The following is an 18042-nucleotide window of genomic DNA, read 5'->3' as shown; positions in this document are numbered from 1 at the left end:
GCGACCGCGGACTCCACCCGATCCACCAACACGGCCAGCTCTGGATCGGACACGACAGGGGGAGGCGGCACCGTCTCGATGCCGTCCACCCCTGACCCGCCGTCCCCCGAAAGCATGAACAGAATCTACCGCGACCCACCGACACGTTTCCGAACACGCGTTCCAGCTTGTGCGTTGGGCGAAACGGACTGATCGGGTTTGCGCTATGTGGCGGATTACACATCATCCAGAAGTGTGACGTTGCCGATCTTTCGTCACGCCGAGTCGCGCAGTCGCTGGTCACGGGGTCTAATGACGTCAGGGCAGACGTAACGACCACAGCAGCGTTGCTTGTTTCGACGACGAAAGCCACTGCATGTCAGTACGCCGACCTCGATGTCGAGTCGGCGTCCGTTGATCCGGCTGAACCCAATGGGGATGATCGACATGAACGACGCCTATCGCTTCGGTGCTCCGTGCAGTTCGCCGAAAGAGCTGATCACCCGATTGCAGTTCGGTGCCGCGGATCTGTGGCCCGAGGACACAGCCCTGCCGGACCGCTGGCACTTCATGGCAGACCTGATCGACTCGCCACGAGGCATTCTCGTCGAGTTGGACGGTGCAGTGTCGAGGCCCGTAGCCGATGCGCTCGCCGCGGCAGCTGAATTGTGTAGACAGTCGGTGAGAGAGCCTGTGCCCGCTGCCGATTGGAGGCTTCTTCGTCGTGCCCTGGAGTGGCTGAACAGCGGTGATTCGGAAGTAGATCGTGCCCTGCTCGCAGTCGGCGACGAACTGACACTGATCGGACTCGACGTGGAGGAGCAGGACTTCTGTGTCGCGACGTGGCTGTGCATCGAAGTGCTCGACCGGTTCGCCGACGCCGACCGGACCATCGTCTATTGGATTCGCCGCCTGAACGTTTCCGAGGCGAGCGTGGACCGGCAGCAGTCGGGCACGAGTCTGCTTCGCGATGACGAATCCCAACTGTCGGTGGCTGTCTGAGTCGAGTCGGGGGAGTAGCCGGAACACAAGGGTCTTCTCGACCGTTGTACGACGCATGACACGAGCAGCGGTTGCAACGTCCTACGGTGGTCCGGAAGTCATCGAGATCGTCGACCGAGACCTGCCCGAACCATCCGACGGCGAAGTGCTGGTCGAGGTCAGGGCAATCGGCGTCAACCCCTTCGACTACAAGAGCTACAGCGGATCCTTCGGCACCGACGCGACGAAACTGCCGATTGCGTTGGGCAGCGAGGCGTCGGGCATCGTGGTCGCGGTCGGCGGAGCTGCCGTGGGCTCGGGTGGGCCTATCGCCGTCGGCGACGAGGTGGTTGTCTCCGGCAAGAACGGCACGTACGCCGACGGGATCCTGGCTCCCGCGCGGTTCGTGTTCCCGAAACCGGCAGCATTGGACTGGAATGTTGCTGCGGGTGTCCTCGCTGTAGCGGGAACCGCTTACGACACACTGGAATCCGTCGGCGTCACGAGTGGCGACACCGTTCTGGTGCACGGGGCAGCCGGCGGCGTCGGGTCCGTGGTGGCGCAGCTCGCTCTCGACCGCGGTGCCACCGTCATCGGGACTGCTCGGCAACAGAACCATGATGCACTGCGGGCCTTCGGTGTCGAACCCGTCGAATACGGAGACGGACTGATCGACCGTGTGCGAGCCGCCGCACCACATGGGGTGGATGCGGCGATCGACACGGTGGGAACCGACGAGGCCGTCGACGTGTCACTCGAATTACTTACGGACAGATCGAGATTGGTCAGCACCGCCGCCTTCGATCGTGCATCGAAAGATGGGTTTCTCACCGTCGGCGGGCCGGAGAGCATGGAGCGTCGACGCCTCGCGTCACCGGTGCTGCTGGAACAGGCAGGTGCAGGCGTGTTCGAGGTGACGGTGGCCAAGACCTTCCCGCTGGCCGACGCCGGGAAGGCGCACGCCGAACTGCAATCGAGTCACCCGCGTGGGAAGTTCGTTCTGATTCCCTGACAGCAGAACCCAGCTCAGAGGCGCTCACGAGTGACGGACGAACTCCTCGGTCACTCGGTGTGCGATGCCCTCGGGGTAAGGGCCCGGGACGATGAGAACGACGTGATCGAATCCGGCAGCTACCGCCTCACCGATGTCGTTCCTCGTCTTCTCGAGTTCCTCGAACGACACCCCGAGTGCAATCGATCGGGTGATCGTCCCGGGATCGCGTCCGATCTCCCCGCAGAATCGGTCGAGAAGTCTCGCTCGGTCCAGTGCGTCGTCGAGGTCCCCGCCGGGAATGTTCCATATGTCGGTGTGCTCGGCGACGAGGCGCAGCACCCCTGCTGCTCGGCCGCCGATCACGATCGGCGGACCCGGTCTCTGAACAGGCTTCGGGTTCTGGAACGCCCCGACGAGGTCGATGTGGCTGCCGTGGAAGTCGAAAGGTTCGTCCTCGGTCCAGAGCTTGCGAATTACCGTGAGCGACTCACCGAGTCTCGCAACGGCATTCGCGGCGTCGCTGTACGGCAGACCGTTGCCGTCGTACTCCCGTCGCGCCATCGGCACACTCGGCCGCGACCCGGCGCCGATGCCGAAGTCCAGCCGCCCGTCCGAGACCGCGTCGACCGTCGCGGCGATTTTGGCGAGAATCGCCGGCGGACGAATGCGGTTGCTGGTCACCATCAGTCCCAATCGCATCCGCTCGGTCTGAGCTGCCAGTGCGGCCAGCATCGTCCAGCCTTCGAAGATCGGGCCGTCGAGGTCGCCGCCGATGGGCATGAGGTGATCGAACAGCCATGCATGCTCGATCTCGGGAATGCTGTCGGCCTCGCGCCATACCCGCACCAGGTCGGCGTAGGAGACGTTCTGCGGAGGGGTCATCAACCCGAAACTCGCCATGTCAGCGCCGCCGCAACGAGGCGTCGAGCAGAGCAGGTGGGGTGTCGAACTTGTCGCCGGGGGAGAGATCGACTCCAGGAGCGACGATCTCGTCGATTCTGTCGAGGACGTCTGCCGGCAGGACGGTGTCGGCGGCAGCGAGCTGCGACTGTAGATGGTCGACGGTACGAGGCCCGACGAGTGCGCTGGTGACTCCCGGGTGGGCGGTCACGAAACCGAGTGCCAGTTGGATCAATGTGAGTCCGGCGTCGTCGGCGAGCGTCGCCAGTTCTTCGACGGCTGCGAGTTTGGCCTGCCCGGTGGGGGTGTCCGTACCGAAACGCTCGGGCATCATCGCCGCGCGGTTGGTGGTGGCCGCCTGTCCGGCTCGGATGGCTCCGGACAGGAAGCCGCCCGCCAGTGGGCTCCATACGAGTACCCCCATTCCGTACTCCTGCGTGACGGGGAGGACGTGGGATTCGATGCCGCGCTGCAGGATCGAGTACGGTGGCTGCTCGGTGACGAAGCGCCCGAGACGGTGTTCCCGTGCGGCCCACTGCGCCTGAACGATTCGGTAGGCCGGATAGGTGGAGGAGCCGAAGTAGCGAATCTTCCCGGCGCGCTGCAGATCCGTCAGCGCAGAGAGAGTTTCTTCGTCGCTCGTCGTGGGATCCCAGCGGTGTATCTGGTAGAGGTCGACATGATCGGTTCCGAGTCTGCGCAGGCTGTTCTCGAGTTCGGTGACGATCCAGCGACGTGAGCTGCCCTGATGATTGCGTTCGTCGCCCATCGGGTTGAACACTTTCGTGGCCAGCACGATGTTCTCTCGCCGACCCGCGATGGCCTTGCCCACCATTTCCTCGGATTGTCCCTGGCTGTACATGTCGGCGGTGTCGATGAGGTTGATGCCGCCCTCGAGTGCGGCATCGACGATCGCGGTGGCGTCGTCTTGCGTCGTGCGGCCGATGGCGCCGAAGTTCATCGCGCCGAGCGAGAGCGTGCTGACCTGGACTCCGGTGCGCCCCAATGTGCGGTACTGCATGGTGATCTCCTTGTGGCCTCTGTGGGGTTACTCTGTGCGTAAGCGGAACCGTGTTCCGTAAACCAACATACGGAACGTTGTTCCGTTTGTCGACACGTGGAGGGACTGTGGCCGAGGCCGAACCCGGGCAGCCGAAGAAACGAGCGGACGCGAGGCGCAACGAAGCGACCTTGCTCGACGCGGCTGCGACGGCGTTCGTCGATTCTGGAGTAGAGGTACCGGTGCGCGAGATCGCCCGCCGTGCCGGCGTCGGAGTGGGAACCATCTATCGACACTTCCCGACGCGTGGGGACCTCGTCGTTGCCGTCTTCCGGCATCAGGTGGACGCGTGTGTTCTCGCGGGTCAGGAGCTGCTGGCGGGTCGTGAATCACCGCACGCCGCGTTGGTGCTGTGGATCGACCGGTTCGTCGACTTCCTGGTCACCAAACATGGCCTGGCCGAGGCGATGCAGTCGGACAGTGCCGGATTCGAGAATCTGCACAGCTACTTCCTCGATCGGCTCGTGCCCGTGTGCGATTCACTGCTCGAGGCCGCTGCGGATTCGGGAGAGATTGCACCGGGGCAGGCCGCAATCGAGCTGATGCGTGCAGTCGGCAACCTGTGTATCGGCGCGGCGGACCCCCGCTACGACCCACGAAAAATGGCGCGGGTGTTGGTTGCGGGACTGCGCATCGCACCTGATGTCGAGGCAATTGGTTGACGCAGCGTGGCCTATCGCAGGTGCCATGAGTTTTCGGCCCAGGAGCCCCTGAGCAGACGAACACCGTAGGACAGAACGCGCGCTCCGAAACGCCCGGCTAACGATCGGGTCTCGACTCGGGTGGGGTACTGCTCTGCACGATCTACGATGGCGTCATGACTGCCGATTCGACCACGCCCGCACCGTCGACCAACTCGGCGAACTGGAAGCGGCGGGGCATCCTCGTCGGAGTCGGCATCGTCCTGTTGCTGATCGCCTATTTCGTCCTGGCGGCCTTCCTTCCGCGCTGGTGGAGTCTGCGGGTCGAGGAGCTGGCCGACCGTACGTTCACCAAGGGCATTCTGTGGGGCTTGCTGTTCGGAATCGTCTGCACGTTCGCGCCGCTCGTGTTCTTCTGGAGCGCCTGGTCGGTCCGCAAGGGTCGGGCAGGTAAGCCGCTCGCCATCGGGTCGGTGATCCTCGCTGTCGTCACGGCGATCCCGAACCTGTTGACGCTCACGATCGTCCTCGGTACCAGCAACGCTGCTCACGCGGGCGAACGCACCCTCGACACCAGCGCACCGGGTTTCCGCGGTGCGACGGCACTCGGCGCAGTGATTGCCGTGGTTCTGGTTGCTCTGCTCGTGTTCGTGGTGGTCCGACGAAACCGTCGACGCAGAACTGCTGCTCTCTCGCGCTAGTTTTGCCGCAGTGACGTCAGGCGCTGCGCAACACCCCGGGTTCGGTGATGACGCGGATTCCCGACACCGGGTCGCCATCGGACGTGCCGGAATCAGAGACGTGGACGACGACTGTGGCTTCGTTGGCCAGAGGCCGTGAGACAAAGGGTGCGCTGGACAATTCCGGGCAGTTGGACAATGTGCGCAGCAACAGTTGACCGGTGATCGTCGACGTGTTGCGATCAGGCGTGACCGATGTATCTCGCCCCCGCGCAGTCCTGTTCACCCGTGCCGTCGACTGGGATCATCGCGACGCCGAAGCCCTGCGTGCGTCGATGATGGCCGAGGTGGGTCCCCGATACGCAGACCGGGCCGCTCTGATGTCGAAAACCCAGGCCAACGCCGTCGACGAGAGTGCTGTGCACCGGACATTCGTCGTGTACAGCCGTGACGCGGACGGTGTAGAGCAGGCCGTCGGGCATGCTGCTCTGCGGTGGAACGGTGCCGACTTGGAGCTCAAGCGCATGTTCGTTCATCCCGATCATCGCGGCACTGGAGTGTCGACGGCCCTGTTGGAGGCGTCGGAGAATGCCGTCCGTGATCAGGGTTTGGCACGGCTGATTCTGCAGACCGGCGACAGGCAGCCAGATGCAGTTCGACTGTACGAGAAGAACGGCTACACCCGAATCCCGGTGTTTCCGCCCTACCAGGTCCTGCCGTTCTCGAACACGTTCGAGAAGCGCCTGTAGTCAGGCCCGCACGGTCATGATCTCCGCACCGTCGTCGGTAATGACGACCGTGTGCTCGCTGTGGGCGGTGCGGCATCCCGTCGTACTGCGCAGAGTCCACCCGTCGTCGTCGGTGACGAGTTCGTCTGTGTCCTCCATGATCCATGGCTCGAGCGCCAACATCAGGCCGGGGCGAAGGCCGTAGCCGCGGCCCGGGCGCCCGTTGTTGGACACGTGTGGGTCCTGATGCATCGTGGATCCGATGCCGTGGCCGCCGAATTGCATGTTGATCGGGTAGCCCGCACCCTTCAGTACCGTGCCGATGGCATGGGAGATGTCACCGATCTTGTTTCCCGGACGCGCCGCAGCAATTCCCGCGGCCAGCGCGCGTTCGGTGGCGTCGATCATGGCCGCGTCTTCGGGTCGAGGCTCGCCGACGACGAAGCTGATGGCCGAATCCGCGGCAACGCCACCGAGGACCACGGCAAGATCGAGGGTGAGCAAATCGCCGTCGGCCAGCGAGTAATCGTGCGGAAGGCCATGCAGCACAGCATCGTTGACCGAGGTGCAGATGTAATGATCGAACGGACCGCGACCGAACGACGGCGCGTAGTCGACATAGCAGGACGTCGCACCGGCTCCGAGGATGATGTCCTTGGTCCACTGGTCGATTTCGAGCAGATTGGTGCCGACGGTGGCGCGCTCGCGGACGGTTTCGAGAATCTCGGCGACCAAGGCACCCGATTTACGTGCGAGAGGGATCTTGCTGGGCGGGAGAATCTCGATCATGCGATGCCTTTCGTCGTCCGACGAATAACTATACCGGTATAAGTATTGGTGACCGACTCGACGGTGCGTTGACCGACGACCGTTCGTGCGACTCTATTTGCTGTGTCTGCTCATCCTCTCGACGACCCCGTCCGCAATTCCCTCGACGGTGCGCTCTCGCGCTTCGCAGTCCGGCGCGGACGAATCATGCGGGCGGATCCCGAGGTGTCTCCGTTTCTCGCGCACCCCGACGTGCTCGAACAGCAGGATTGGAACGACATCGCTGCCCTGTTCGGCCCGCGGACAGTGGTGGGGCTGGACGGTCCGGAGCGCGCACTGCCCGGGGGATGGTCGCACGTGGAGACCTTCGGCTTGGTTCAGCTCATCGCAACGCATCTCGAGACACGGCCCTTCGACGACGCCGTCGAGCTGACGGCGGCAGATGTTCCGGAGATGCTCGACCTGGTTCGCCGTACCGAGCCCGGCCCGTTCCTGCCCCGGACCATCGAGCTCGGGACCTACCTCGGAGTCCGACGCGGTGGCGCCTTGATTGCCATGGCCGGTGAGCGCATGCACCCGCCGGGGTGGACGGAAATCAGCGCGGTGTGCACCGATCCGGCATTCCGAGGGCAGGGCCTGGCCACGGACCTGGTGCGCGCGGTCGGTCACGGAATCCGCGCCCGCGGTGAGAAGCCGTTCCTCCACGCGTCGGATGCGAATGTCCGTGCCATCGAGCTCTACCTCTCCATCGGATTCGAGCTACGCCGGACCTCGCATCTGACGCTGGTGAGAACGCCGGCATCGAATTCGACCGAGATAGCGCCGGCCTAGAAGGGCGGTTCGTCTGTGTCGTCGGTAGTCACTTGCGACTCAGGCTCCGGGCTTCGGGGTGTTTCGGGGTAGGCGATGATGCCGGATCTTCTGGGTTTGGTGGGGATATTGGGTCGGAGGTCGTTGCCGAGGATGGGCACAGTTGTTCCGTTGGCGGGCAGGGTGATTCGGGTGGTCTTGGAGGTGGAGGTCCACAGGATCGCGCCGCCGGGGAGCATGACGGCTTGCCAGTAGCCGGCGGTTTTGACGGTGTGGTGGTACTCGCAGAGGCATTGGAGATTGTTGATGGTGGTCCAGCCGCCGCCGCGGGGGTTTGCGTGGTCGAACGGTGCGATGTGGTCGAGTTGGCATTGTGCGGCGGGACGCTGGCAGCCGGGGAAGCGGCAGTGTCGGTCGCGGAGTCGGACTGCTGCGGTGGTGAGGGCGTCGGGTCGGTAGATGAGGGCGCGGTCGGTCAGTGGGTCGCGGGCGACGGATTTTCCGAGGGTGGGGTCGGCGGCGATCGCGGCTTCGAGTGCGGCGGCGAGGGAGGCGTTGCCGAGGTGGATGCCTGAGGGTGTACGGCCTGTGGGATGGATCGTCCGGTTGTTGCGCCGAATCTCGGTGGACAGGTCGAGGGCAGAGCTGTGCCGTGGGCCCCGGCCGACGGGTGTGTGAGTGCAGAACAGAGCCGCGGCGGAGGTCAGTGATCCGGGGCGTCGCTGGTGCCAGTTGTCGGTGGCGGCACCGGCGGTCGGGCCTGTTCCCGGTGCCGGGAAATCGGCTGACGTCGGAGTGGACGCTGTTGAGCCAGGCTGTATGAAGCCGGATGTCGTTGAGGGATTGGCTGGTTGGGAAAGGTTCGGCGCAGAGCGACGTGCCGAGGATACGGTGCTTTCGCCTGAGTGCGGATCTGGGACAACCTCCGTCGATTCTGGGCCGGTTTCCGGCACCGGCTCGGATGGAGGGTCGCTCAGCGCCGAGGCTGCGACTTCTGCTCGCTTCCGAACGGGATTGGTGGTGCCCGGATCGGCAGTTGCTGATGGGGCAATGGTGAGTTCGGGTGTCGACGCAGACTCGTCGTTCTTCTGGAACTCGTCGACGTCGTGCGCCGGTGCCGGTGGTGCCGTTGCGGAGGTGTTTCCCGGCGCAGGTGCCGGTGAATCGGCCGAGGTCGGTTCGGTCGAGGAATCAGCCTCTCCATCCGAATCCGTGGCCGACCCGATTGCCTCTTCATTATCAGTATCCGAGTCTGCGTCCGCCACCGTTCCCGCCTCGGATCCTGTTGCAGCATCGGTCGTTTGGGCGTCGGTGCGTTGTTCCCATTCCCCGGTCTCGGTGTTCTGTACCGCGAGGCCGAGTTTTTCGGCGAGGGTGACTGCTTCGGTGAGCAGGATCTGCCACTGACTTTTGCGCGCCAACTCCCGAGCAAGTTCCGGATCGATGGAGCCGTGGCCGGCCAAGTACGCGGGGTTCGCGCTCAGTCCGATGAGGGTGGCGATGTCGACGGTGACCATCGTCAACGGCACCCGCCGATCCGGCAGCTCAGCATCTGTCTTCGGGCAATCCTCGCGCTGGCACAGACACGCCAGGCGGGGTTCGCCGTGCATCCGGGCCATGAACGCATCGCACAGGCGTTCCTTTTTACCGCGGGGGTCTTTCGGGCAGAGGGTGTCGGCCATTTCTTCCAGGAGTTGCCATGCGGCCGCGGCTTCGGGTGCGGTCAGTTCCGCTCGGATGCGGGCGAGTTCGCCGGCGGGGCTGTAGGTGACGGTGCGGAATCTCTTGGCGAACTCGCGTAGCGCTGCTGCTTCCTCGGGCGCGACCCGTACCAGGATGTCCCAGATCTCCTTCTCGAGCGGACCCGGTGACGACCGCCGCGCTGCTTCGACGATCTCGGCTTCAACGGACTTGATGATGTCGTCGGACAGGTTGTCGAGGATTCGGCACACAGTCCGTACTCGTGGGAGGTCGATCTCGCCGGTCTCGAATGCCTTCTTCACCAGGGGCAGTCGGGTGTGCAGGGCGACTGCGACCGAAACGTAGGCCTCGGCGACGGTGGCCGAACACCCCAACGCCACCGCCATTTCGGTGCGTCCGTATCGGCTGTAGTGCTTGTGTTTGGTGTCGAGGGTGATCCAGTCGCAATGCACGCGATAGCACGCGGCGATCTTGCGGGCCGCTTGACGGTTTTCTGCTTGCGCGGCAGCGGTCAAAGCGTCCAGTGACACGGTCGGTATTGCCATCGTTTTCACCCCCCAGTGAACCGAACCAGAACTGATGTTCGAACTGAAAGAAGACTAACCCGAGCCACCGACAAGTTCTGGAATCTGCCGTTGCGAGACAGCTCCGCGGAGATTTATCGTTACTTGTGCAAATAAATCGCGACGTAATCTACGACGATGGACTGGTTCTTCTCGACGAGTCAGGCGTCACGTTGAGGCGGTACCACTTCCCTCTAGCCATCAGGAAGTTCGTTCCATACGACAAGATTCGCGCCGTCGACACTGCCGTCCTCGGCAATTGGAACGGTCGGTGGCGCCTGTGGGGTGCCTCGACTACGGACCAGTGGTTCCCGCTGGACGTGATGCGTCCTAAGAAGGACACTGCAGTGGTGCTCACCATCCGCCGCATCTCGCCGGTCTTCACCCCCGGCGATCCTGAATTAGTTGCCCATCTGATTCGCGAGCGCATCACCGCCCCGACATCGCGCGCTCAGACGTGACGCGACCCGACGAGCGGTTCACCCTCGCCAGCGAACGCACTTTTCTCGCCTGGCTGCGGACGTCGCTCGGTCTACTGGCAGGCGGAATTGCGATCGTCCATCTGGTTCCCGATTTCAGTACCGGATGGGTTCGGACGGCACTGGGCCTCATTCTCATCGGACTCGCGGCAGCGGCACCGATTGTCGGACTGCGCCGGTGGATGCGCGTCCGAGATGCCCTGGAGAACGGTGCGCCCATGCCCGAGTCCCGAGATCTGTGGATCTTCGCGGTCGGCATCGGTGCAGTAGCGGTGTTGGCAGCCGTGGTCACGGTTCTGGGGATCCAGTAGCGCGCTCTCAACCGCCGCAGGTGCACAATCGAGGTACTAGACGACCAACGACAGGAGTTCGGCGTGGCGCAGGGTCTCAAGCTCGGGTACAAGGCATCGGCGGAGCAGTTCGGGCCGCGGGAGCTCGTCGAACTCGGTGTTCTCGCCGAGCAGCACGGTATGGACTCCGCGACTGTCAGTGACCACTTCCAGCCGTGGCGTCACGAAGGCGGCCACGCTCCGTTCTCGCTGGCCTGGATGACCGCGGTCGGCGAGCGCACGAACACGATTCAGCTCGGTACCTCGGTGCTCACACCGACGTTCCGTTACAACCCGTCGGTCATCGCGCAGGCATTTGCCACCATGGGTTGCCTGTATCCCGGACGCATCATGCTCGGTGTGGGTACCGGTGAGGCACTCAACGAGATCGCCACCGGGTTCACCGGCGAATGGCCGGAATTCAAGGAACGTTTCGCTCGGCTGCGCGAGTCGGTCCGTTTGATGCGCGAGCTGTGGCTCGGCGATCGAGTCGACTTCGAGGGCGAGTACTACACGACGAAGGGCGCGTCGATCTACGACGTTCCCGAGGGCGGGATCCCGGTCTACATCGCGGCCGGCGGTCCCGTCGTCGCGCGGTATGCAGGACGCGCGGGCGACGGTTTCATCTGCACCTCGGGCAAGGGTATGGAGCTCTACACCGACAAGCTGCTGCCGGCCGTCGAAGAGGGCGCGGGCAAGGCCGAGCGCGATGCGGGCAAGATCGACAAGATGATCGAAATCAAGATCAGCTACGACACCGATCCCGAACTCGCACTGGAGAACTGCCGCTTCTGGGCTCCGCTGTCACTGACGCCGGAGCAGAAGCACTCGATCGACGACCCGATGGAGATGGAGAAGGCTGCCGACGAACTGCCGATCGAGCAGGTCGCCAAGCGCTGGATCGTGGCGTCGGACCCCGACGAAGCCGTGGAGAAGGTCAAGCAGTACACCGACGCCGGACTGAATCACCTGGTGTTCCACGCACCCGGCCACGATCAGAAGCGGTTCCTCGAACTGTTCGAGAAGGATCTGGCACCACGCCTGCGCAAGCTCGGCTGACGTCCGAAGAGGCTAGCGATCGGCCGAGAGTGCGAACAACCGCATGTCTCGGTCGGTCCTCGTTTCGTACTCGCCGTACACCTCGACCATCGCGTCGAACTGTCGGTAGATACGGGCCTTCTCGTCGCCGGTGATCCGGGTGGCCGTCACCGGAATCTTCTTGCCGCCGATGGCCACGACGGCTTTCGGGTCGGCGAGCAGATTCGACGTCCACGCCGGGTGGTGTTGCTGACCGAAGTTGGATCCGACGACGTAGATCTTGTCGCCTTCCCGGTAGTACAGCAGCGGACTCGTTCTGGCTTGTCCGGACTTACGGCCCGTGGTGGTCAGCAGCACCACCGGAGCCGCGATCGGTCCCAGGACGGTGAAACGGCCGTTCGACTTGGTCAGCAACCACCGATCGACTCCGGCGAGGTTTCTGATCACCCAGGAACCGGGCTTGGTCGAGGCGAACTTGACGGCGGGCTTTCGGATGAACGATGTCTCGCTGCCCCAACGAACATCCGGAAACGGTGATTCGGCCATGGCTCATAGGACATCGCGGTGCGTCCGGTGTCAACCACGGACTGCCCGTGCGCATGAATCCCGAGGAACCAGCCGCGCCGCTCTGGTCCCATTAGGCTGACACCATGGCTGAGTCCACCACCGCCGAGACGGCAGACATTTATCCCTCGAGCATCTATGTCGCGTCGCCGGAGGGCGACTCCGGCAAGTCCACGATCGCCTTGGGTGTGCTGCAGATGCTCGCGGCGACGGCCGCCCGGGTGGGTGTGTTTCGTCCCATCGCTCGCTCTACGGAGGAGCCCGACTACATTCTGGAGCTGCTCGTCGAGCACACCACCGCAGATTTGACGTACGAGCAGTCGCTCGGTGTCACGTACGAGCAGGTGCACGCCGATCAGGAGGCAGCGCTCAGCAAGATCGTCGATCGATACCACGAGGTGGCGTCCCAGTGTGACGCGGTCGTGATCGTGGGCAGCGACTACACCGACGTCGGCAGCCCCAGCGAACTCGGCTTCAATGCCCGCATCGCCGTCAATCTCGGCGCCCCGGTGTTGCTGGCGCTGCGTGGGTCCGGTAGGACGCCCGACGAGATCGCGCAGTTGGCCACGCTGTGCCAGGGCGAACTACGGCAACATCACGCGCATCTGGCTGCGATCGTGGCGAATCGTTGCGCGCCGGACGATCTGGACGCAGTCACCGATGCGTTGGCGTCGGTGGGAGTGCCGGCCTGGAGCCTGCCCGAGATCCCGCTCCTCGTCGCTCCGACCATGGCCGAACTGCTCGACGCAGTCGACGGAACCCTCTACAGCGGTGATTCTTCGCTGCTGCAGCGGGAAGCGTTGCGGGTGATGGTAGGTGGCATGACTGCCGAGCACATCCTCGAACGACTCACCGAAGGCGTGGTCGTGATCGCACCGGCCGACCGATCGGACGTGCTGCTCGCGCTGGTCAATGCCCATGAGGCCGAGGGCTTTCCGTCGTTGGCCGGCATCATCATGAACGGCGGCATCGAACCCCATCCGGCCATTGCACGTCTGGTCGCGGGGCTCGGTCCCCGGTTGCCGATTCTCACCACCGAACTGGGCACCTTCGACACTGCCTCTGCCGCCGCGCAGACCCGCGGCCGCGTAGCGGTGGGTTCGCAGCGCAAGGTCGACACCGCACTCGGTTTGATGGAACAACGAGTGGATGCGAAAACCCTTCTGGGACGGCTGGATATCGCCATACCGACCATCACCACGCCGCAGATGTTCGAGTACCAGTTGATCCACCGGGCCCGTGCGGACCGCAAGCACATCGTCCTCCCCGAGGGCGGCGACGACCGTATTCTTCGGGCCGCCGGTCGACTGCTGCAGCGTCAGGTGGCAGACCTGACGATCCTCGGCGAGGAAGGTCCCATTCGCCGACGGGCGTCGGAACTGGGCGTCGACCTCGACAACGCCACCGTCCTCGACCCGAACAACTGCGAGTACACCGAGGATTTCGCGGCCGAATACACCGAACTGCGCAAGCACAAGGGCATGACGATCGAACGCGCCCGCGAGATCATGGCAGACATCTCGTACTTCGGAACGATGATGGTGCACAAGGGTATTGCCGACGGCATGGTCTCCGGGGCGGCGCACACCACCGCACACACCATCAAGCCGTCGTTCGAGATCATCAAGACCACCGAAGGAGTGTCGACGGTGTCGTCGATCTTTCTGATGTGCTTGTCCGATCGCGTGCTCGCCTACGGCGACTGCGCAGTGGTGCCGGATCCCTCTGCGGAGCAACTGGCCGACATCGCTGTCTCCTCCGCGCAGACCGCGGCCCAGTTCGGCATCGAACCACGGGTGGCCATGCTGTCGTACTCCACCGGCGAATCCGGTTCCGGGGCAGACGTCGACAAGGTTCGTGAGGCCACCGCGCTGGTCCGCGAACGAAATTCGGAGCTACTCGTAGAGGGCCCGATCCAGTACGACGCGGCCATCGAACCGTCCGTCGCCGCGTCGAAGCTGCCCGATTCCGACGTTGCCGGTCGCGCAACGGTGTTCATCTTCCCGGACCTCAACACCGGAAACAACACCTACAAGGCCGTCCAACGCAGCGCCGGCGCCGTCGCCGTGGGACCGGTGCTTCAGGGCCTGCGCAAGCCCGTCAACGACCTCTCTCGCGGCGCACTCGTCGAGGACATCGTCAATACCGTTGCCATCACAGCCATTCAGGCACAGGGAATTGCCAACGCGACCAAGGAGAACAGCGAATCGTGAGCATCCTCGTCGTCAACTCGGGGTCGTCCTCGGTCAAGTTTCAGCTGATCGATCCCGGGTCGGGGGAGTCGATGGCCAGTGGACTCGTCGAGCGCATCGGCGAGTCCGACGGCCGCGTCGAGCTCGACTACCGGGGCGAGAGCACCGAGCGAACCCAGCACATCGAGGACCACGGTGCCGGTCTGGCCCTGGCCTTCGAGATGCTGTCCGACGCCGGCATCGAACTGGGCTCCGAGGTCACCGCCGTCGGGCATCGAGTGGTCCACGGCGGGAAGGTCTTCCACCGGCCGACGATCATCGACGACGCTGTCCTCCAGCAGATTTCAGACCTGAGCAGCCTTGCGCCGCTGCACAACCCGCCGAATGTCCTCGGCATCGAGGTGGCCCGGAAGCAACTGCTGAACGTGCCGCATGTGGCCGTGTTCGACACCGCCTTCTTTCATTCTCTGCCCGACGCGGCCGCGACCTACGCGATCGATGCGACCGTCGCCGCCGAGCACGACATCAGGCGCTACGGTTTTCACGGCACCTCGCACCAGTACGTGTCGGAACAGGTGGCGCAATTCCTGGGTCGCGATCTCGCGGAGTTGAACCAGATCGTGCTGCACCTGGGCAACGGGGCGTCGGCCTCGGCGGTCTCCGGTGGCCGGGCCGTCGACACCTCGATGGGCCTGACTCCGCTCGAGGGACTCGTGATGGGCACGCGCAGTGGCGATATCGATCCCGGGGTCATCATGCACCTGCGCCGCAGCGCGGACATGAGCGTCGACGATATCGATACATTGCTCAACCGTCGTTCCGGCCTGATCGGGTTGTCCGGGGTCAACGACTTCCGGCAACTCCGGCAACGCATCGACGACGGCGACGCATCGGCGCGGCTGGCATACGACGTCTACATTCACCGGCTGCGCAAATACATCGGCGCGTACATGCTCGGACTGGGCCGGCTCGACGTCATCACCTTCACCGCGGGTGTCGGTGAGAATGCAGTGGCCGTCCGTGCCGACGCGCTCGATAACCTGACCAACTTCGGTATCGAGATCCATGCCGAACGCAATGCTGTGCGCAGCAAGCAGGCTCGGGTGATCTCGACCGATTCCTCGCAGGTCACGGTGTTGGTGGTGCCGACCAACGAGGAACTCGCCATTGCTCGCGCGACGGACGATCTGGTGCGTACAACCGACTAGAACAGAGATCGGGGCCGGATGGCGTTCGCCAGGTCCACCAACGAGAAGCGGTGCGCGCGGTCGGTGGCGTTGCGAGCCAACGCCCGTAGGCCCTTTTCGGTGCCGCGCCGCAACCCGTCCTCGTTGAACGGCACGCTGAGTATGGGTTCACGCTCGGCGGTGGCGGCGTGCCCGGAGACGATCCAGTCCAGAGCCATGGCCAGCACCAGCGTTCGCATCTGCAGCGCGCGGCTCTCCGCCTTGGGTAACAGCGCCACTCGCCGTGCGGCAGAACGGAAGTCGGCCTCGGACAGTTCGGCCCGCGAGCGATCCATCAACAGCGTCAACACGCTGGTCATGCGTGCCATCGAGTAGTGCCGCGAACTGATGGGCACCTGATCGAGTGCAGCGATGGCCCCGGTCTGATCGCCGCGGCGCTGCAATTGCCGGGCCAAGCCGAACGCCGAGCTCACGATGCCCCGGTTGGTGCGCCACACCGCTCGGTAGAGGCCCTCGGCCCGGGCCCGCCACTCCTCGGCTTCCTCCGCTGTGCCGGCGGAGACATGACCGAGTAGTTCCGAGGTGGCACCGAGAGCGAGCTTGGGGGCCAGCTCTCCCGGCATCGCCCCGAGTACGTTGTCGAAACACGTGAACGCAGAATCGTATTCGTGATGCAGAAGGGCGATCAGCCCCGCGTACCACTGCACGCGCCATGGATCGGCGGCGTGGTCCTCGGACTGCACCTTGGCCAAGATCTCGGTTGCCTCGACGACGTTCCCCAGATCCAGATTGGCTTTGACCTCGGCGAGGGTGATCTCCACACCCAGGTCGACAGGGGACGCGGAATCCGAGCTCTTGTCCGCGCCCGCGGTGACGCGCTCGATGCCGTTACGTTTGGCGTGTTGCAACGAGTCCAAGGTCTGCTGAGGCTCGACGTGTACTGCCGCCGCGAGCAAGGGTGCGCTCGGGTCATTGGGGTCCACCAGCGGAACGGGAAGCGCCGCAACAACTTCTGCGGCGGTCATTCGTTGGTGACGCACCGTACCGTCCACGTAGGTATCGGTGCGGCCCACCGACTGCTCGGTCCCGAAGGTGGTGCGGGGCGGGCTGAACACCGTGGACAGTCCGGGCCGCTCGACTCCGGTCCGGATGGCCAGGATCTCGCGGAGTACGCCGGTTGCCTGCCCGGCGAACTCGTCCGCGGATCGAAACCGTCGAGCGGGATTCTCGTGGGTTGCGCGCAACAGCAGCCGGTGCAGCGACGGAAATTGCTGCAGCACGTCGGAGTCCTCGATCGACGGCAGGCCGTCGAGATACTTGCCGTTCTTCGACGGCATGTCCAGAGTCAGTACCGCAAGTGTCCGGCCCACCGTGAAGATGTCCGACGCCACCGTCGGCCCCGTCTTGACGATCTCCGGCGCCTGGTAGCCCACCGTGCCGTACAGGTAGCCGTAATCCTCGATGCCCGCGACCGCGCCGAGGTCGATGAGTTTGATCTGGTCGTCGGAGACCATGATGTTCTCGGGTTTGAGGTCGTTGTACACCAGGCCGATCGAATGCAGATAGCCCAGTGCCGGAAGCACTTCCAGTACGTAGGCGAGGGCTTGCTCGACGGGCATTCTGCCGCCGTCGCACGTGCCGAGGATGTCGCGTAGCGACCGTCCACCGACGTACTCCATGACGATGAAGCCGACGGTCGACCCGTCGCTGCGGGGTTGTTCGACGAAGTTGTAGATCTTGACCACGCCGGGATGCGCTACCTCGGCCAAGAACTGGCGCTCCGCGACCGCGACTGCGTGGGCCTCCTCGTCGCCGAAGTGCAGCAGACCCTTGAGGACCACCCAGCGGTCGCTGACGTTGCGGTCGATGGCCAGATAGATCCAGCCGAGTCCGCCGTGCGCGATGCAGCCCTGGACGTCGTACTGGCCGACCACTCGATCGCCCGGCTCCAGTAGCGGCGTGAAGTCGAACGTCGTGCCGCAGTGCGGGCATACACCTTTGGCGATGTTCGCTTCGCCCGGCTCGCTCCGGCCGACCTTCGCGTTGCACTTCCAGCAGAACCGCTTGTGCTGCGGCACCGTCGGATCGGACATCACCGCAGTTTCGGGATCGATCGGCTCCACCCTGGGCACGTCCACCAGACCACCGCCCAGTCGGCGCCGAACACCACCGCTGCGTGATCGCCCGGATCGGGACCTCCCCGTCTTGGCGCGGGTGGATGCGCTCAGTGCTGCAGCGGATTTGGCTGTTCCGCGCTCGATCGATCCGGCGATCGGCGCTTCCGGCCCCGGCGTTCGTGCTGTCCGATCGTCGATGGGCGCGGATGGCGCACCGGGGTTCCGCAGCACTGCTCGGGTGCGTTCGCCGGTGTCGGCCCGCAGAACTGCCTGTGTCCTGTCCGCGGGGGCAGTGGGTTGCTGTTCGTCGTCTGTCATGAGAGCCCGTCGT

18 protein-coding genes are annotated in these 18042 nt (G+C 64.4%); 11 read left to right on the top strand and 7 right to left on the bottom strand.

The window, feature by feature from the left end:
* Nucleotides 1-417 precede the first annotated feature (417 nt).
* Nucleotides 418-981, top strand: a complete 564-nt coding sequence (locus ACIGGF_RS18355) for a hypothetical protein (protein WP_397522588.1) — start codon at nt 418-420, stop codon at nt 979-981.
* A 55-nt stretch (nt 982-1036) separates the two neighbouring features.
* A complete protein-coding gene (locus ACIGGF_RS18350) occupies nt 1037-1972 on the top strand; it encodes an NADP-dependent oxidoreductase (RefSeq protein WP_397522587.1) in 936 nt (311 codons plus the stop codon).
* A 24-nt stretch (nt 1973-1996) separates the two neighbouring features.
* On the opposite strand, the gene ACIGGF_RS18345 is transcribed toward ACIGGF_RS18350, so the two are convergent.
* On the bottom strand, nt 1997-2836 hold the full coding sequence (locus ACIGGF_RS18345) for an LLM class flavin-dependent oxidoreductase (protein WP_397522586.1): 840 nt from the start codon (nt 2834-2836) through the stop codon (nt 1997-1999).
* Nucleotides 2837-2855: 19 nt separating this feature from the next.
* The gene (locus tag ACIGGF_RS18340) at nt 2856-3875 is read right to left on the bottom strand and encodes an aldo/keto reductase (protein WP_397522585.1); all 1020 of its coding nucleotides are present in this window, start codon (nt 3873-3875) and stop codon (nt 2856-2858) included.
* A 107-nt stretch (nt 3876-3982) separates the two neighbouring features.
* Between ACIGGF_RS18340 and ACIGGF_RS18335 the strand changes: the two genes are divergently transcribed.
* Both ACIGGF_RS18335 and ACIGGF_RS18330 read left to right on the top strand, forming a co-directional pair.
* Entirely contained in the window at nt 3983-4576 is a 594-nt protein-coding gene (locus tag ACIGGF_RS18335; protein WP_397522584.1) for a TetR/AcrR family transcriptional regulator, read from the top strand.
* Nucleotides 4577-4731: 155 nt separating this feature from the next.
* A complete protein-coding gene (locus tag ACIGGF_RS18330; RefSeq protein ID WP_397522583.1) occupies nt 4732-5256 on the top strand; it encodes a permease in 525 nt (174 codons plus the stop codon).
* 16 nt (nt 5257-5272) lie between these two features.
* Here ACIGGF_RS18330 and ACIGGF_RS18325 read toward each other — a convergent pair whose 3' ends face one another.
* Nucleotides 5273-5446, bottom strand: a complete 174-nt coding sequence (locus ACIGGF_RS18325; RefSeq protein WP_397522582.1) for a hypothetical protein — start codon at nt 5444-5446, stop codon at nt 5273-5275.
* A 124-nt stretch (nt 5447-5570) separates the two neighbouring features.
* Between ACIGGF_RS18325 and ACIGGF_RS18320 the strand changes: the two genes are divergently transcribed.
* A complete protein-coding gene (locus ACIGGF_RS18320) occupies nt 5571-5984 on the top strand; it encodes a GNAT family N-acetyltransferase (protein WP_397522593.1) in 414 nt (137 codons plus the stop codon).
* On the opposite strand, the gene map is transcribed toward ACIGGF_RS18320, so the two are convergent.
* On the bottom strand, nt 5985-6752 hold the full coding sequence (map, locus tag ACIGGF_RS18315) for a type I methionyl aminopeptidase (protein WP_397522581.1): 768 nt from the start codon (nt 6750-6752) through the stop codon (nt 5985-5987).
* A gap of 102 nt (nt 6753-6854) precedes the next feature.
* On the opposite strand from map, the gene ACIGGF_RS18310 reads away from it, so the two are divergent.
* On the top strand, nt 6855-7562 hold the full coding sequence (locus ACIGGF_RS18310; protein WP_397522580.1) for a GNAT family N-acetyltransferase: 708 nt from the start codon (nt 6855-6857) through the stop codon (nt 7560-7562).
* Here ACIGGF_RS18310 and ACIGGF_RS18305 read toward each other — a convergent pair.
* Entirely contained in the window at nt 7559-9787 is a 2229-nt protein-coding gene (locus tag ACIGGF_RS18305) for a DUF222 domain-containing protein (protein WP_397522579.1), read from the bottom strand. The two genes, ACIGGF_RS18310 and ACIGGF_RS18305, sit on opposite strands and share 4 nt — an antisense overlap.
* A 125-nt stretch (nt 9788-9912) precedes the next feature.
* Here ACIGGF_RS18305 and ACIGGF_RS18300 point away from each other — a divergent pair, with 125 nt between their 5' ends.
* The 3 genes from ACIGGF_RS18300 (at nt 9913) to fgd (ending at nt 11672) form a co-directional block, all read left to right on the top strand.
* Nucleotides 9913-10266 (top strand): hypothetical protein, encoded by a 354-nt coding sequence (locus ACIGGF_RS18300; RefSeq protein WP_397522578.1) that lies wholly within the window; start codon nt 9913-9915, stop codon nt 10264-10266.
* Nucleotides 10263-10595: a YidH family protein gene (locus tag ACIGGF_RS18295; RefSeq protein WP_397522577.1), complete on the top strand. Its 333-nt coding sequence runs from the start codon at nt 10263-10265 to the stop codon at nt 10593-10595. Before ACIGGF_RS18300 ends, ACIGGF_RS18295 begins: the two co-directional genes overlap by 4 nt.
* 63 nt (nt 10596-10658) lie before the next feature.
* On the top strand, nt 10659-11672 hold the full coding sequence (fgd, locus tag ACIGGF_RS18290) for a glucose-6-phosphate dehydrogenase (coenzyme-F420) (protein WP_397522576.1): 1014 nt from the start codon (nt 10659-10661) through the stop codon (nt 11670-11672).
* A 12-nt stretch (nt 11673-11684) separates the two neighbouring features.
* Here fgd and ACIGGF_RS18285 read toward each other — a convergent pair whose 3' ends face one another.
* Nucleotides 11685-12197: a nitroreductase/quinone reductase family protein gene (locus ACIGGF_RS18285; protein WP_397522575.1), complete on the bottom strand. Its 513-nt coding sequence runs from the start codon at nt 12195-12197 to the stop codon at nt 11685-11687.
* A gap of 104 nt (nt 12198-12301) precedes the next feature.
* Here ACIGGF_RS18285 and pta point away from each other — a divergent pair, with 104 nt between their 5' ends.
* Together pta and ACIGGF_RS18275 are read left to right on the top strand one after the other, a co-directional pair.
* A complete protein-coding gene (gene pta / locus ACIGGF_RS18280) occupies nt 12302-14428 on the top strand; it encodes a phosphate acetyltransferase (protein WP_397522574.1) in 2127 nt (708 codons plus the stop codon).
* The gene (locus ACIGGF_RS18275; protein WP_397522573.1) at nt 14425-15615 is read left to right on the top strand and encodes an acetate kinase; all 1191 of its coding nucleotides are present in this window, start codon (nt 14425-14427) and stop codon (nt 15613-15615) included. The genes pta and ACIGGF_RS18275 overlap by 4 nt, the downstream gene beginning before the upstream one ends.
* Here ACIGGF_RS18275 and ACIGGF_RS18270 read toward each other — a convergent pair.
* On the bottom strand, nt 15612-18029 hold the full coding sequence (locus ACIGGF_RS18270; protein ID WP_397522572.1) for a tetratricopeptide repeat protein: 2418 nt from the start codon (nt 18027-18029) through the stop codon (nt 15612-15614). The two genes, ACIGGF_RS18275 and ACIGGF_RS18270, sit on opposite strands and share 4 nt — an antisense overlap.
* Between the last annotated feature and the right edge of the window lie 13 nt (nt 18030-18042).

Origin of the sequence: Rhodococcus sp. NPDC078407, assembly GCF_044542515.1 — a bacterium.
Classification (GTDB): Bacteria; Actinomycetota; Actinomycetes; order Mycobacteriales; family Mycobacteriaceae; genus Rhodococcoides.
This window is presented reverse-complemented; position numbering and strand designations above follow the sequence as displayed.